7 protein-coding genes and 12 pseudogenes are annotated in these 15,320 nt (G+C 37.3%); 11 read left to right on the plus strand and 8 right to left on the minus strand.

All coding sequences use genetic code 11. The features are described 5' to 3' along the window. The first annotated feature begins 261 nt into the window (after positions 1-261). On the plus strand, positions 262-1,647 hold the full coding sequence (locus tag AAZO_RS11210) for an aldehyde dehydrogenase (RefSeq protein ID WP_013191326.1): 1,386 nt from the start codon (positions 262-264) through the stop codon (positions 1,645-1,647). 429 nt (positions 1,648-2,076) lie between these two features. Here AAZO_RS11210 and AAZO_RS11215 read toward each other — a convergent pair. The 3 genes and pseudogenes from AAZO_RS11215 to AAZO_RS11225 all read right to left on the minus strand — a co-directional run bounded on the left by AAZO_RS11215 (position 2,077) and on the right by AAZO_RS11225 (position 3,876). Continuing rightward, a pseudogene (locus AAZO_RS11215) lies at positions 2,077-2,643 on the minus strand (molybdopterin-dependent oxidoreductase). 129 nt (positions 2,644-2,772) lie between these two features. Next, positions 2,773-2,940, minus strand: coding sequence for a 50S ribosomal protein L32 (gene rpmF / locus AAZO_RS11220; RefSeq protein ID WP_013191327.1), 168 nt, complete (start codon positions 2,938-2,940; stop codon positions 2,773-2,775). Positions 2,941-3,360: 420 nt separating this feature from the next. Then, a complete protein-coding gene (locus AAZO_RS11225) occupies positions 3,361-3,876 on the minus strand; it encodes a hypothetical protein (RefSeq protein WP_013191328.1) in 516 nt (171 codons plus the stop codon). Positions 3,877-3,990: 114 nt separating this feature from the next. On the opposite strand from AAZO_RS11225, the gene AAZO_RS11230 reads away from it, so the two are divergent. Beyond that, positions 3,991-5,883: a caspase family protein gene (locus tag AAZO_RS11230; RefSeq protein WP_013191329.1), complete on the plus strand. Its 1,893-nt coding sequence runs from the start codon at positions 3,991-3,993 to the stop codon at positions 5,881-5,883. Between the two features lie 110 nt (positions 5,884-5,993). Here the strand turns inward: AAZO_RS11230 and AAZO_RS11235 are convergent, their stop codons facing one another. After that, positions 5,994-6,371: a Mo-dependent nitrogenase C-terminal domain-containing protein gene (locus AAZO_RS11235; RefSeq protein WP_013191330.1), complete on the minus strand. Its 378-nt coding sequence runs from the start codon at positions 6,369-6,371 to the stop codon at positions 5,994-5,996. Between the two features lie 347 nt (positions 6,372-6,718). Between AAZO_RS11235 and AAZO_RS37995 the strand changes: the two are divergent. The 3 pseudogenes from AAZO_RS37995 to AAZO_RS11245 form a co-directional block, all read left to right on the plus strand. Next, positions 6,719-6,941: pseudogene (locus tag AAZO_RS37995) on the plus strand (anion transporter); the annotation flags it as partial. A gap of 76 nt (positions 6,942-7,017) precedes the next feature. After that, positions 7,018-8,293, plus strand: a pseudogene (locus AAZO_RS30020) (IS701 family transposase). Positions 8,294-8,314: 21 nt separating this feature from the next. Continuing rightward, positions 8,315-8,768: pseudogene (locus AAZO_RS11245) on the plus strand (SLC13 family permease); the annotation flags it as partial. Between the two features lie 135 nt (positions 8,769-8,903). Here the strand turns inward: AAZO_RS11245 and AAZO_RS43720 are convergent. Together AAZO_RS43720 and AAZO_RS38000 are read right to left on the minus strand one after the other, a co-directional pair. Then, a pseudogene (locus tag AAZO_RS43720) lies at positions 8,904-9,011 on the minus strand (IS982 family transposase); the annotation flags it as partial. A gap of 792 nt (positions 9,012-9,803) precedes the next feature. Continuing rightward, positions 9,804-10,157, minus strand: a pseudogene (locus AAZO_RS38000) (phenylacetate--CoA ligase family protein); the annotation flags it as partial. Positions 10,158-10,335: 178 nt separating this feature from the next. On the opposite strand from AAZO_RS38000, the gene AAZO_RS44595 reads away from it, so the two are divergent. The 5 genes and pseudogenes from AAZO_RS44595 to AAZO_RS38020 form a co-directional block, all read left to right on the plus strand. Next, the gene (locus tag AAZO_RS44595; protein ID WP_476691477.1) at positions 10,336-10,605 is read left to right on the plus strand and encodes a hypothetical protein; all 270 of its coding nucleotides are present in this window, start codon (positions 10,336-10,338) and stop codon (positions 10,603-10,605) included. 21 nt (positions 10,606-10,626) lie between these two features. Beyond that, a pseudogene (locus tag AAZO_RS44600) lies at positions 10,627-11,022 on the plus strand (IS4 family transposase); the annotation flags it as partial. Positions 11,023-11,524: 502 nt separating this feature from the next. Then, positions 11,525-11,828 (plus strand): annotated as a pseudogene (locus tag AAZO_RS33700) (serine/threonine protein kinase); the annotation flags it as partial. Positions 11,829-12,116: 288 nt separating this feature from the next. After that, positions 12,117-13,697 (plus strand): annotated as a pseudogene (locus AAZO_RS43725) (IS1634 family transposase). Between the two features lie 94 nt (positions 13,698-13,791). Then, positions 13,792-13,863: pseudogene (locus tag AAZO_RS38020) on the plus strand (C4-dicarboxylate ABC transporter); the annotation flags it as partial. Between the two features lie 23 nt (positions 13,864-13,886). On the opposite strand, the pseudogene AAZO_RS30035 reads toward AAZO_RS38020, so the two are convergent. Continuing rightward, positions 13,887-14,680: pseudogene (locus AAZO_RS30035) on the minus strand (IS5 family transposase). A 32-nt stretch (positions 14,681-14,712) separates the two neighbouring features. On the opposite strand from AAZO_RS30035, the gene AAZO_RS38025 reads away from it, so the two are divergent. Further along, on the plus strand, positions 14,713-14,988 hold the full coding sequence (locus tag AAZO_RS38025) for a C4-dicarboxylate ABC transporter (protein WP_081462766.1): 276 nt from the start codon (positions 14,713-14,715) through the stop codon (positions 14,986-14,988). On the opposite strand, the pseudogene AAZO_RS33710 reads toward AAZO_RS38025, so the two are convergent. Next, a pseudogene (locus tag AAZO_RS33710) lies at positions 14,904-15,089 on the minus strand (IS701 family transposase); the annotation flags it as partial. The gene AAZO_RS38025 and the pseudogene AAZO_RS33710 overlap by 85 nt on opposite strands. Between the last annotated feature and the right edge of the window lie 231 nt (positions 15,090-15,320).

The following is a 15,320-nucleotide window of genomic DNA, read 5'->3' on the forward strand; positions in this document are numbered from 1 at the left end:
TTCCACCAGAATAACAATCGACTTTATTTCAACGATTTTATCAAGGTTATCACAACCATTCTGTTAGCGGTTTAGGACTGTATATATCACGTCGCATTGTCGAAGCATATCAAGGTTAAATTAGCGTTAACTCTAAATTAGGTAAAGCCAGTATTTTATAGTTCATTTACCTTTATTACCAAAGGTTAATTCCTAATTAGAAATAATTTATGCTATTATATATCATCAAAAATAATCTCATCCTTGTTTTAGGGTAAAAATATGATTACTCTTCAATCAAAAAACTACATGGAAATTATCAATAAACAACGTGATTTCTTTAAAAAAGGTAAAACTAAAGATGTAGGTTTTCGATTAACACAACTTAAAAAACTAAAACAGCTAATTACTGAAAATCAAGAAGCCATCATTAAAACCTTAGCTGCAGATTTAAACAAACCAGAATTCGAAAGTTATGCCACAGAAATAGGTTCTATTAAAGAAATAGATTATGCAATTAAAAATATTAGTAATTGGACTAAACCGAAAAAGGTAGCAGTTTCTTGGGATTTATTTCCTTACTCAGCCAAAATTTATCCTGAACCACTAGGATTGGTCTTAATTATTGGACCATGGAACTATCCATTTCAGTTGATTATATCTCCCTTAGTCGGTGCGATCACAGCGGGGAATTGTTCAATTATCAAACCTTCAGAACTTGCACCCCACACCTCGAGATTAGCATCTCAACTAATTAGTGAATATTTCCCATCAGAATATATTACAGTTTTACAAGGAGGAGTAGAAACCAGCCAACAATTACTAGCAGAAAAATTTGATCACATCTTCTTTACAGGTGGTACAGCCATCGGTAAAATCGTCATGGAAGCAGCCGCAAAACATCTCACCCCAGTAACCTTAGAACTAGGTGGTAAAACTCCTTGTATAGTCGATACAGAAATCAATCTTGAACACACCATCAAACGCATTACATGGGGTAAATTTATTAATGCTGGACAAACTTGTATTGCACCTGACTATCTATTAGTTAATAAAAAAATTAAACCATATTTAGTCAGTCGTATAAAAAAATGTCTGCAAGAATTTTATGGAGATAACCCAGCAACCAGTCCTGATTTTGCCAGAATTATTAGTAAAAAACACTTTGATAGATTAGCAAAATTTCTCCAATGTGGTGAAATTATTGCTGGTGGAGAAACCAATCCAGAAGAACTTTATATTGCTCCCACATTACTTGATCATATTTCCTTAGCAGATCCTGTCATGGAAGAGGAAATTTTTGGTCCTATTCTGCCAATCATTGAATATACAGAGATCGATGAAGCCATTAGTGTGATTAATTCCAAACCCAAACCTTTAGCTTTATATCTATTTTCCGACAATAAAAACCTACAACAGCAAATCTTACAAGCAACTTCATCTGGTAGTATGTGTATCAATGACACAGTAATGCAAGTAGCAGTTTCTTCATTACCATTTGGTGGAGTTGGTGATAGTGGGATTGGTAGCTATCATGGTAAGGCCAGTTTTGACACCTTTTCCCATTACAAAAGTGTCTTGAAAAACACTTTCCGTCTCGATATTAATTGGCGTTATGCCCCCTATCAGGGTAAACTACCTCTGTTAAAGAAAATCATTGGTGCTTGAAACATCTTGTAGGAAAGATTTTTGAGGATTCAGAGAACTCCACAAAAAGAAATACCCAATGTCATTATGTATCCCGTCGGAACACTCATTGACAAGACAGGATCATTTATTGTGTGGCTTACTCTTATTGGATGTTATTCTTTTTGAACTTGTAAATAACCCAATCATCTATTCGCAAATTATCTTCTTTCCCCACACTATATTTTCGGTCATTAAAGTAAAAAAAAAGATCCCTAATTTTGATCGAAATTATGGGACTTGGGCATCAAATTTTAAATTTAAAGTCAGCAGTCGGCTGTTTCAGCCGAACACCAAAAATACCTATTTGATCACTAACCCATTTTTTAAAAATTCTGACTCCTCACTCCTGACTTCTGACTCCTGAATTCCTACAATTTAAAATTTTTAACTACTGTAACTTTCCTTAGCCTAAGGTTCACCGCGATGGTGATAACTATTCCGTTCCCAAAAACCCAATTCTTCCTTTCCTAAAAACTCTAAACTATTAATCCATTTAGCACTTTCCCAAGCATAGAGGTGGGGATTAAATAGCCCCATGGGACCACTATTTTCTATTGGTAATGGTTCACCAAAGAGCGAAATAGCACAGAAATTTTCTTCTCTTAAAAAGTGCGTGAAAGAGATATTTGTTGTGTAACCACCATAACAATTTTCCATTATATGAGCTGCTTTTGGTTCTACTGCCAGCAAACTCATAAAATCTCTCACCTTCACGCCAGTCCATTTAACATCAAGTTTTGACCAACGGGTAACACAATGGAAATCTGCTGTAAATTCATTTTGAGGTAGTGCTAAAAAATCTGACCATTTAAAAAATACCGTAGGTTTTGCTAAAGCCCAAACGCGAAACTCCTATTCTTCAATACTAACTTCGGGATCTGCACCGTAAGTTAAAACAGGAAAACCTTTAGCTAAATGTTGGCCAGGAGGAACTCGTCCACTTTCTTCTTGACTTGGTTTATGAAAAAATTTCATCAATTACCTCCTGGAAACATCAGCTATAACGCCCACCATCTAGTGGTTGGTAGTTTATGCGATGAGAGAAGCAACGAAAAAGCACTCCCATCGCTGCGCGGTTTGTGCTTTTGCTGATAGAGAGAGAGATTATGACTCTTCTTCTTCAGCAGTTGGATAGACAAATCTAGAACGTCCAGACAAAATTGACTTGCCGAGAGAGATAGCTTTTTGAGCTTCAACAGCGGCCTTATGTCTCCAGGTAGCGCGGCGTTTGTCTCGTTTGGATTTGGATGTTTTCTTCTTGGGAACAGCCATGATAGCGGATATCGTGATTCTTGACAACCTTTTTATTCTAAGGCATCAATTGACATCAGCAATAAAATTTGATTGACGAATCAACTGAGAATTTTTCCACGCAGGTAATAGGCATACCGTTGGAGATTTTTCTATGCCCAATGAATGCCCAATTATCGGTTCTCTCTTGGTGGTAGATTTGGCGGTTGCACTCCAGGAACGTTAATGCTGGGAGCGGATATCGTGATTCTTGACAACCTTTCTATTTTAAGGCATCAATTGACATCAGCTGACATCAGCAATGAAATTTGATTGAGGAATCAACTGAAAATTTTTCCACGCAGGTAATAGGCATACCGTTGGAGATTTTTCTATGCCCAATGAATGCCCAATTATCGGTTCTCTCTTGGTGGTAGATTTGGCGGTTGCACTCCAGGAACGTTAATGCTTGCTGGGAGGTGTGGTTGTGGCTGGAGGTTTTGCTGTAGGCTCAGGATCAGGGAGTATGGTCTGTGATTCAAATAATAGTAGCGAGCGCGCCGTTTTGAAATAAGTCGCCCAACGTTGGGGATCAGGTATTTGTTTCCATTGCACACGACTCACATCTAAAGTTAAAACTGGCGCAATTCTGCCATGATTTTGTACGGTGACAATGATAGAAACTTCTGTGACTAAAATATCCTGGTCAAAGCTACGTTGAACTGCAGTTCTCACGACTGCTTCAGCTCTTCTCAGAACCGTCTCATAGTTTTCTTGTGGTAGCGAGTCAATGGCTAAATCAACTCTAGCGGTGTAAGCTTGCACAATTTGTGGTGCGATGGCTTCCGTGGCCAACCATAGAGGAAATGCCAACAAAAGCCAAACTCCAGCCTGAATGATCCGGATTTTGCTGTCAAATTGGCCAATAAATGAAAAGGGGATGATTGATGATGGTGAAGCGGTGTAAATCCTGTTCATAAACTTGTAGCCCTCGTAAATGATGACTCTTTTAATCGAATGCAAGTATTTTCCGCTATCTTAACGTTATAAGTACTACTCTAGACAAGCAAACAAAAACCGACAAAGAGCGGGATGGTAAATTACTGGGCGATCGCTATTGGCATCAATCAATATGAATTATTTCAACCTTTAAGTTGCGCTCAAACCGATGCTGAGGAACTAAAGGAATTTTTGGTGACAGAAGTAGGTTTTTTGCGCCAAAACTGCCTACTCATGACAAATACTTCGCCACTAATAGGGGAAAAAACCTCTTATCCAACGAAAGACAATATTCTGTCTATATTGGAGGAATTAGCAGCAATATCTTGGCAACCAGAAGATTATTTATGGTTTTTCTTTAGTGGCTATGGAGTCAACCATAATGACAAAGACTACTTAATGCCAGCAGATGGTAATCCCAATTTGGTAGCAGAAACTGGGATAGAAGTGCGCCAAGTTATGGAAAGTCTCCAAGTTGCCGAACTCAATGCATTGCTGATTTTCGATATCAACCGGGCTTTTGGCACACAAGCAGATGCTCCGATTGGTCAAGAAATTATTGACATTGCCAAAGAATTACAAATGGCTATCATGCTTTCTTGCCAACCAGAAGAATTTTCTCATGACAGCACGGAACTAGGTCACGGATTCTTTACAGCAGCCTTATTAGAAGCTTTACATTCTGGCCAAGGTAGCAACTTAACAGATTTAGAAAGCTATGTCAGTTCCCTGACTCCACAACTTTGTCAGCACCACTGGCGACCTATCCAAAATCCTGTAACTGTTATTCCCAAAACTCCCCCAGCCATTTTGCCCATCTTGACATTGGATAAGGAAGCTGAAACAGCGCAACTGATTTTTCCTGAAGAAAACTTTGCTGTACCTCTAACTGTTCCCTCCCTAGCATATAAAGACTCTACAAGTTCCACTACAGATAAAGCTTGGTGGGCGGAAAATAAAACAGCAGAAACTAACCTCAATAAGACTTCCTTAAATATTGACAACTCCAAAACTTCAGGTATATCAGTTACCAAGCCATCTGTAGATAATAATCAAATCCTGGCCACTTCCGCAGAATTAAATTCAGGACGCAGGTTTATTCCCTCTTCTGCTAAAGATTACACCCGGCCTTCAACTCAGGAAAACAGCCCCATTTGGAAACAATTTATATTATGGGGAGGAGGCAGCATGATTGTAGTTGCTTTAATTACTACTTTTCTCCTCCGTAATCAAGCCAAGTTTCGCTTTAAAAAGTTATCTCCAGCGGTTAACAACACCACTACTTCTAACTCTGAATTCTCCAAGAGGTTGCCTCCTGTTCCCTCGGCTGTGGAAACAATAAAACCAATGGCCACTCCCATGAGTTCTATTTCTGACTCCCAAAAGCGTAGCCAAGGACTTTCGGAGTTAAAGAAAATGTCTTTGAGGGAAACAGAACCTGGTGATTTGAGGTTAGCGATCGCATCTGCTAAAAGAATTAAACCCTATGAACTGCTATATCAACAGGCACAGGAGAATATTCAGATTTGGAATCAAATGATTTTAGATTTAGCCACAGACCACGCTCAACAGAGAGAATACGGCGATGCGATCGCCACCGCTGGGTTAATTACTAAAGACGAGTTCCTTTATCCTCAAGCCCTCGCAGCAATTCAAAAATGGCAATTAGAAGCCAAGCAATTTCTGAGCAATCAAACTCTCTTAGACGCTGCAAATGGTTTAATTCGACCTGAACAAGCCTCTACTTACAACCGTGCGATCGAAGTAGCTAAAAAAGTACCACCAGGACAACCGGGTTTTGAAATCGCGCAAAAATCTATCTATCAATGGAGTGAAAAAATTTTAGACCTGGCTAAAAATCGTGCTGCTCAAGGAGAAATCACCGCAGCCATTGAAACAGCAGCTTTAGTTCCACAAATCACCCCCGCTTACGAAGATGCTCAAGATGCCATTCAAAAATGGCAAATAACAAAAATTAAGAATTAGTCATTGGGCATTGGACTTTCTCTGACGCCCGTACACCGATTAAAAAGTCCAGAGTTAACGAAAAAAGTTTTTAACTCTGAACTTTTTATTCTTTACTTATTACTTATAAATTAGCAATACTGTGAAATATCCTCGCCGCATTCATCAGCTAAATAGCACAGTGCGCGAAATCTTAAAGCTACTACTTCTTCATAAAGAGGGTTTAGTTTACACATAGGGGGAATGTGAAATAGGGTTTTACCAAACAATTTGACATCTCTCTCAAAAGGACATTGAGCCGGAATTAATTGACACAACCTGTGAGCAAATTGGCGATCGCCTACTTTTAAGTTATCCAACCAATCTCGGAAAGGACGAAGAAAATTCCAAGCAGACTGAGAATAAGAAACTTGTAACTGGGAGACATCAGCCTTTTTAGTCTCTGCTTCATGGAGCGATACCGAGCTTGCGAAAAAAATCTTTTTTGTGGTACTTTCAAATACCTTCATGGTTGCTCCTCTCTTCTTATGAGGGTATTCACCTTACTGATGAATATACAATCTGACAATTACTTAAACTGGAAGAATAGCATTCTGACGGAAATCTTGTAAAAAGTCTGAGTAGCCACTTACAGTCAGAACCTGTGTATTACTACGTCAAGTTAAACCCAATTTCCTAAAAATGGGTACTCTAGTTAGTTTATCCTTTTAATAACTTGACACACTTTAAATTCTAATGAAGACCTCTACCTTTGGACGGGTTTGACTGTAACCGTTACAAGACTTAATATATCTTTGGATTATCTGTATACTTTATAAGTATAAATGCTGTTTATCTAGCGTTAAACGCAGTGATTATGCTGCGAGTTGCTATTTATCGTGTATTAGGGCTAACTTACTTGAGGTTACACCGGGTTACATTCCCAGTTTAAGAATGAACACCTTACCATAGCCTTAGTCGGTTCTGGGTGGTTGATAGCTTTGGAAGTCTTAAATTTACAGGAAGCATGGCTGGCTATTGATGCCAAAACCATCATATTTTTGTTCAGCATGATGGTAGTTAACGCTAATCTATCCTATCGGGACTTAAACAAAAGTTAAGAGTAAAAAGGAGTATAATGGGATTTCGCTGTAGCTTTCACGTTAAAAGAACCTGATGACAGAAACCACTGCCCCAGCAATGGCACCATGGTTTGAAAGATGGTGTTAAAGGTTTGATGATGTATTTACTCATCAAGGGGAAAGAAGAGAGTTTAGACATTATTTAGGGGGATGATTGGGTGAAAGTGAGAGAAAAAACCTATTTCAAATGGCAGAGAATGCCCTAGGGGTGACCTACCACCGATTACACCACGTTTTAACTGAAGCACCTTGGTCCAGTTCCCAAGTCAATGAGCATCGGGTAGAGATTATGAACAAGTGTAGTCAGAGGAGAATCACCAGAGGATTTAGCTTAATAATTGATTATTCTGTCCATAGAAAAAGGGGGAATTTTAGGGATGGAGTAGGAAGAAAATATATTGGAGAAATTGGGAAAAGGGATACTGGAATAGTAGTAGTAACAACACATACATCTATTATGATGCCAGTAAAAGCTTACCATTACATATAGAGTTATATCACCAGGCTGATTCTTTACCCAAGGGGAAACAAGACCCTCTATTTGAGAATAAACCTGAGTTAGGAATTAAATTAATACATCTGACCTTAAGGCGTGGTTATCAACCAGGAATAGTAATTATAGATGCTGGATATGGCCACAATACATCTTTCTTATTAAAAGATGGAAAATCGGAATTTAAAGTATTTAGGAGGATTAGCTAAAAATCCCAAAGTCCTTGCCAGTGACCAAGAGGATAGTCCACAAATAATTAGGTTAGATGAATTAGCACAAAGTTTACCCCAACAGGCTTTTACAGAAATTCAACTGGAGTTAGATAAACCCAAAACATTATGGGTAGTAACTAAAGAAGTAGAAATATCACCCTTAACTAACTGGAAAGGGGAATATTACTATGGTCATCAACACTTCTACCTTCTCTCAACCCACTGATATTGACTACTTTATGACCAATGTTTCTTGATCAATTGTCACACCCCAATGGATAGTTTATACATATTCTCAAAGAAATTTGGTAGAAGTTGTTTACAGAGAACCCAAGGGATGGTTAGGACTCAAAGAATATCAAGTTGGAGATAAAAGCAGTTAACTGCGCCATTTTATTTTGGTTTTCTGTGCCTACACTTTTATTCTTTGCCATCAGTGGACTGGAGGATTAAGACCAAGGTGGGCTAAGAAACCTTTGAATACTTTTACTGAAGCTTTAGAAGCGTTGAGAACAGCCATATCTTTTCTATTTATTGATTGGTTCAACTTGAAGCCAGACGTGTTTACTTCTTATCAAGCTAGTTTGGGCTACATTTGGGCTTGATTTTTGTTTAAGTCCCGCTCAGCAGGATTTTTCACTCAAGCCTTATTGGTCTTATTGAGTATCACCCCCAGTCCTTTAGGCTTGTTAATCACTTTAACCTTCGGTAGCGGGATTCTTTCCGCTTTTTTCCTCAATGAAACTTCGGCACTAGTTTTTACACCATTAACTCTTAGCCTGACACAAGTGTTGGGATTAAATCCCAATTTATTAGCGATCACCGGAGCAACTAATATAGGTTAAGTAGCAACTTTAAGCAGTAATTCCCAAAATATCCTCATTGGCTCATTTTCAGGGATCAGCTATCTTATCTAGATTTTTTACAAGCATTAGCACCCGTTGCTGTCATCGACTTAGTTATTCAAATAGCATTACTGTGGCTACTTATTCAGATATCTAATCAAATCAACCTTGTCAACTGTTAACCATAGACAAACAACGTATTTTCAAACCCTTATTTAACAAGACACTAATTATTAACCCAAGTTGCGGGTAATAAAATGCTGCATAGTTTGTAGAGATTCAATTACGAGGAAGAACATCAAAAATTGACGATAGCTATGTAGATGCAACCATCAGTAGTAGTTAAATTGAAAGTATGAAAATGAACCTATTAAATAAATGCTTTTTCGAGACTGAAGGCAAAAATAAATGCTTTAAGTTCCAGTAAAAAGCCCTGATATGTTAAGGCATGAATTGAGCTGGGAAAATTACTTGTAAGCCGATACTATCAGTTTACAATCGGTGGTGATAAAAGCTAAAAAAATTCAGTACTAGGTGTTCTCAAATCTCGTTTATTTCATAGCCTTTAGAAGACTGGTATTTACTGAATATTAGAGCTTACAAACAATAGGATTTCACTTTGAGCTTAAGAGGTGATTATGATCTAACTATGATTTAGCTATATATATCTTGATTAAAAATAATCTTCACACTAGCTAGGCAGTAAAATATTCCTCATTTTGAGAGTCGGGAGTTTATTTTTTTATGGTTTATGTTTAATTATGCTGACTTAATTAATATGCAACTTATAATTGATATGTGATAAAAATCATTACTCTGAGCTGTTTTCCCTAATTCTATCAATCAGTTAAGGAGTTAAATAGGATTCTTAATATTGAGTAATTTTGGAACATTTGCTGATTGAATCGATTCAAGGCTTGATGTAATCTACGCTTATTAAACTTCCTGCCTACGCTTCTAGAAATCATTACTAAACTCTTCAAATTATCCTCATGAAACCAATTACTTCTGTTATTCTCGCTACAGTGATAGCGACTATGTCTCTGCTGGGTATTCTTGAAAACGCTGATGCAAATCATAATTATCGTCGTTGTCATACGACTACTCATGTTAGATGTTATCGGACTTGTACTGGTATAAATAATTATAAAGTCTATCATTGTAGGTATTACAGATCTCGTTACTACAGAAGCAATAGACGACACCATTAATTCGATTACCATCTTTCAATGCTTAAGGTGGGCATTGCCCAGGTTAATAAATCATAGCTCTATTTTCGTCTATATCTGTGTTTCACCCCCACAGGGAAATATTCTAAATCACCAGTAGATTTTAATTCTATTTGTGGGCTTTGATATTCTAAGGGAACATAGTTAGCAAACTCGCTATTCAGACGCAACAATTGAGAAAGTATAGAAGCAGTTATTGCTTCGGTTTTTTCTTCGCTCTTCTCTGTATTTGCTCCTAACTCTACAACTTATAGATAAAAAACGGTTTTTGTCTGCATCTTCCTTTACTTATAAAAAGAATTTACTGGTCACCCATTCTCTCATTATTGTTTGTTCTAATCCAACTGAGATATTTTCTGTGAGATATTTTCTGGGTAACTATTTGCGCCAAAATAGAAATTCCTAGTAAAGTACGGCGTAAATAAACCAACCATTCCAAATCTCTGAAAAGCTCACGCCGTATCATTAGTGACAAGTTAAGGGAAAGAACAAATTGTCAAGGGTGGTATTTGGATAGGTTAAAAATCGTGAGAAACTCAGTGTAGACAATTAATTGAGCAATTGAAACAAGCCATGACAGGCAGCCGAAAAACCAATCGAGACCACGGCAAAAACAAACAGAGACCAATGGTGGAAGATGAAGTAATAGCCCAGCAATTGGAAAGATTACTAACACCAGCCATTAGAAATCAAGAAAATTACTACCGAAAACTAGGAATCAGACAACGGATACTGAATTTACCGTTGATCATGGCTGCAGTGTTGACCCTTACTGTGGCGAGATATAGCAGGAGTCAGAGAACTGACAAGAATGTTAGCCAGAGATGGTTTTCTGTGGTGTAATCCCAGAAAACTTAGTCAAGGCGAACTTCAGATGCTTTTAATAGGGTCAAAAGACTCTTGGGTTTAAGTTATTTATAAACAGGTTCGATCAATGGAATTAAATTACAAATTTGGGTAACGTGGTTATTTTATAGTGTTTTAGTAGATTTAGGTGATACCGTAGCAGATGAAGTTTCTCTGCCTTTTGATGAGATTTCATTAGAAATGATCTATCGTGGTCTTTATAATTCTACTATAGCTCATCAAAAAGGTAACGCAACAGATCCTGTTAAATACTTTGCTGACCCTCAAAATCGAGATTTAGGTATTATCAAACAGAAGCGAAAACCAAATGTTAAGTTAATTGTCACTCCTTCTCCTGATCTTCAACGTGGGACTGACCAGTTTTTTTTCCATATTTCTCCAAAGGCCTCTTGACAAAAGACTTTCAGCCTTCACTTCTCACAAGTGACGCCGTATACATTTTGAATTTTGTTGGCGCAGCCTGCTGGAAGCAGTATTTTGTTAGGGTAGCTCTTCTGAAAGAAGCATTTTGAGTTCACGGCAGTACTAAAATATTGTTCTGTTCCCCTTTCCCTTAGCGAAATGTGCAATTTATTTTGCATGACTACTTAACTGGTGATTGGTAAGCGTGATCTCCTAACTAATCGGAGCATCCCAAATGTATAAGTCTATTGTTATGCTGTAGCTTGCTTCCCGCAGGGTATGAAGCGCAGCACAATGTTAGCGAAGGGTGCCGGAGGGTCTAGCATCTCGGAGATTCTTCACTTCACTCCGTTCCGCATGGCTTACGCCACGCTTTGCTAACAGAATGATAATTGACGATATTTTTGCAAAATTGGGATGCTCCCTAACTGATCAGTAAATAGTCTTTTCTGTGTTCTATAACTTGATTAGCCCTAATTTATTTTTCAAGATCATGCAAGTATATTACAGTCAAGAACACGCTAATAATAGTAGTCACCGTTTTTGTACTCATTGTGGTGAAGCTTTGTTTTTGACAGTAATGCGTTTTAAAGGAATTTGCACCCCAGGTTGTGAAAACAGAGGATTTGCAAAAAGCTAAGGAATTATTTGAGAGGGAAGCAAGTATACTAAAAAAGATTCAACATCCTCAAATAACGCGTTTTCACGCTTCTATTGAGGCAAAAATTGGTACTAGGAATTTTTTCTTTTTGGTGCAAGATTATATTAAGGCTAATAATTATTATCAATTATTAGAACCCACCTTCCGCACCCTAACTGTAACCTAACTGTCACAGATAGTAGTACACAACAACTAAATCTCCTGGAAGCAAGAAAAAGCTTAATGAGAACAAGGATGATTAAAATGGCAATAGAGTGAGAGAATAAAGTTTTGTAAAGAAGATAAAAGAAAAGAAAATTTAATGATTTAAAAATTAAATTAGAACAGAAGAAGAAATGATTTAATCACAACAGGAGTTGTGGATAATTCTGTTGTGAAATCAAAGCTTCAAAAAATGGAAATCCAAAACCTAGACCATTGAGGCATAGTAGCAGGAATAATAGACGCCATAGGAGTAGTAGAAATAACCGTTGAAATTGGAGAGAAAGTAAGTCCGGGTCATGTAGTAAAAGCCATGATAATCAACGGGTTAGGATTTGTATAAAAACCCCTATATATGTTTCCCCAAGATTTTGAAACAATCCCCTGTGACCATCTAATAGGACCAGGAGTAAAACCAGAATATCTCAAGGACGATAAACTGGGGAGAGTCATGGATAAACTATTTATAAAAGGATTGGATAGAATATTCTTTATTGTCGCCTTAAAAGCAGCCCAAAAATTTGGAGTATCCCTATGAGCAGGGCATCTAGACTCATCATAAATGTACATAGATGGGCAATATAATACCAGCTTACCAGAAGTAATATTTGAGAGTCAAAAAGTAGGAGATAATCAAGAACTAGAAGAATTAGCAGTAAAATTACTAAAAGAAATAACCATCACCTACGGTTATTCTGGTGACCATAGACCGGAGTTAAAATAGTTCATTATAGAAATGATATGTTCAGGAGATGGAGACATACCAATATATATTTTTATAACTAGCATCGGGAAACCAAGCAGATTCATCATGCTTTGGTAAAATACCAGTAGAGTACCAACAACAATTAAAAATAGTCTCATAGTATCAGACTGGGCCTTATATACAGAATCAAATCTGAAAATGATGTCAGATTTAAGCTGGTTATGTCCAGTGCCATTAAGCGTGAAATCAGCACAATGATTAATATCAACATTACCAGAACCAGAATGTGTTGATAGTAACTTACCCGGATATAAACTAGCTTCAAAAACACTAAATTATCCAGGAATATAACAAAGATGGTTAGTAGTGTAAAGTCAAGAAATAAGAGAATCAGACCTGGGTAAACTATCACAAAAAATTACCAAGGCACAATCAAAAGCTGTACAAGATTTGAAAAAGTTATCACCAGAAAAATTTGCTTGTGAGGCTGATGCTATCAAGGGTTTATCTAAACTATTCAAACAATTCAAATATCACCAAATTAACCAGAGTAAACTTACTCAAATCAAATCTACTAAAAAAGATAGTTCAGGAGAGATATCCTCTGAAATATCAGCTACAGTCTCCCAGAATGAAAGTAAAATTAATACAGAATTTCTGAGGACAGGGCCTTTTATTATTGCTACAAACCTTTTGGATTCAAATGAACTTACCCATGACTCCATCTTGAGTGAATATAAAGCTCAACAGTCTTGCCAGAGAGGGTTTGCTTTTCTCAAAGACCCATTATTTTTTGCAGACAGGATTTTCCTAAAAAGTCCAGAGAGAATAGAGTCCCTGGGAATGATTATGGGTTTATGTCTGCTAGTTTATACTTTAGGGCAACGACAAATTAGAACCCCTTTGAGAGAGTCTAAATCAACAGTAAAAAATCAATTGGGCAAACCAACTGACCGCCCCACTTTACGCTGGATTTTTCCATGCTTTCAGTCTATTCATTTAGTTACACTTAACCAAGAACAACACATCTGTTACTGGACTCAAGAGAGAGATTTCATTGTGAATCTTTTACCATATCATTGTTTTGCCTTAATTTAATTTCTATGAGAAAATAACCTAATGTCTTTGATTTATAGCTCTATTTTACTATGTCCATAATTTCTTTTTTTACTTCAATCTATTAGTCTAAGTTATGATTTATCTCTTGAATATCTTCATTTATCTGTTGACTGCTCTGGGCGGTGTTCTTTCTTATTGCTCCTTAGAGATGATTTATAAAGTAAATGTTTAGGAGAGAAGAGGAAGTAGCATAATTCTAGTCATAAGAGCATATATAGCCCCTTCGCTCATTTGTGTTAGACGCTCATAATCCTTGCTTAGACGATGATATTGGTTAAACCACCCAAATGTTCTTTCTACTACCCAGGGTTGTGGTAAAACTTTAAATTCTTGCTCAGTAGGTCCTATGACTTCAACATGAGCTTGAATCAGGAACCAAACTGCAAGTGCAAATTTATCACCGTCATAACCGGAATCAACCCATAAAACTTGGACTTTTTCCAATAATTCTGTGGGTTTCTCTAGCAGTTCCATTAGTGTATAGGCAGCAAGTATTCGTTCTGACACATTCGCTTGACTAACAACAAGTTTCAACATAAGTCCCAGGCTATCAACTAAAGTATGCCCCTTTCTTCCTTTCACCTTTTTACATCCGTCAAAACCATACACATCCCCTTTTTTTGGTCAGTTTTGACCGACTGACTGTCTACGGCGAGCGCGGTAGGTTGTGTTCATTTACCTAATTTCGAGCGAACTTGACCACCCAATGTATGGTTGAATTTTTCCCAAACCCCCTGGCCCTGCCATTTCCTGTAATAGCTATATACCGTTGACTTTGGCGGGAAGTCACCTGGAAGCATATTCCATTGACATCCAGTTTTCAAATGATAATAGATGGAATTACATATTTCACCCATATCTGTTGTGGGTGGATGCCCTCCTTCTTTGGCTGGTGGAATCAATGGGGCCAGGATTTCCCAGTCCATATCAGTTAAGTCTGTGGGGTAAGACTTTCGTTCCATCAGTAGCTATGTAAATACACTACATTTTATGTATCCTATCCTTCCAACATTCCTTTTCTACTCCCCTTTACATTTACTTTATCAATAGCCTCTTATTGAGAAGAGCTTTTGATCCTATTTTTGGTGCTTTACTGTTTCTCCAATGGCCTTTTTCACTGCATATGTTTGTTTTTATGCTCCCTTGGATTTTTTGTCTCCGTAATTTCTCTCTGTGGCAGTTTAGGGTGCGGAATGTGCGTTCTAAAGCTTCAGTGAAAGTATTCAAAGGTTTCTTAGCCCACCTTTGTCTTAATCCTCCAGTCCACTGATGGGAAAGCATAAAAGTGTATGCACAGAAAACCAAAATAAAATGGCGCAGTAAACTGCTGTTATCTCGAACTTGATATTCTTTGAGTCCTAACCATCCCTTGCAGGGGAAACGCACCTTATTTCCTAATAAAAACTAATGAGGATTTTAAAATCATCTATATATATAAGTGCAAAGCTTGATAGATATATAAACAAAATTAATCACTTTTTTACTAAGCGATGAATTAGCTTATCTCCAATTGAATAACTCTTAGCTAAGGATAAATGAGCTAACTATTCATCCATAAATAAGTAAACTTATCTGTAAAAATAAGCAGAAGAAAATATTCAG

It is taken from the genome of 'Nostoc azollae' 0708, assembly GCF_000196515.1.
GTDB classification, from domain to species: Bacteria; Cyanobacteriota; Cyanobacteriia; order Cyanobacteriales; family Nostocaceae; genus Trichormus_B; species Trichormus_B azollae.

Excerpts from the sequence above, each read along its gene's own strand:
- AAZO_RS11210 (WP_013191326.1), top strand. The coding sequence starts at position 262 with ATGATTACTCTTCAATCAAAAAACTACATGGAAATTATCAATAAACAA.
- rpmF (WP_013191327.1), bottom strand. The coding sequence starts at position 2,940 with ATGGCTGTTCCCAAGAAGAAAACATCCAAATCCAAACGAGACAAACGC.
- AAZO_RS11225 (WP_013191328.1), bottom strand. The coding sequence starts at position 3,876 with ATGAACAGGATTTACACCGCTTCACCATCATCAATCATCCCCTTTTCA.
- AAZO_RS11230 (WP_013191329.1), top strand. The coding sequence starts at position 3,991 with ATGGTAAATTACTGGGCGATCGCTATTGGCATCAATCAATATGAATTA.
- AAZO_RS11235 (WP_013191330.1), bottom strand. The coding sequence starts at position 6,371 with ATGAAGGTATTTGAAAGTACCACAAAAAAGATTTTTTTCGCAAGCTCG.
- AAZO_RS44595 (WP_476691477.1), top strand. The coding sequence starts at position 10,336 with ATGACAGGCAGCCGAAAAACCAATCGAGACCACGGCAAAAACAAACAG.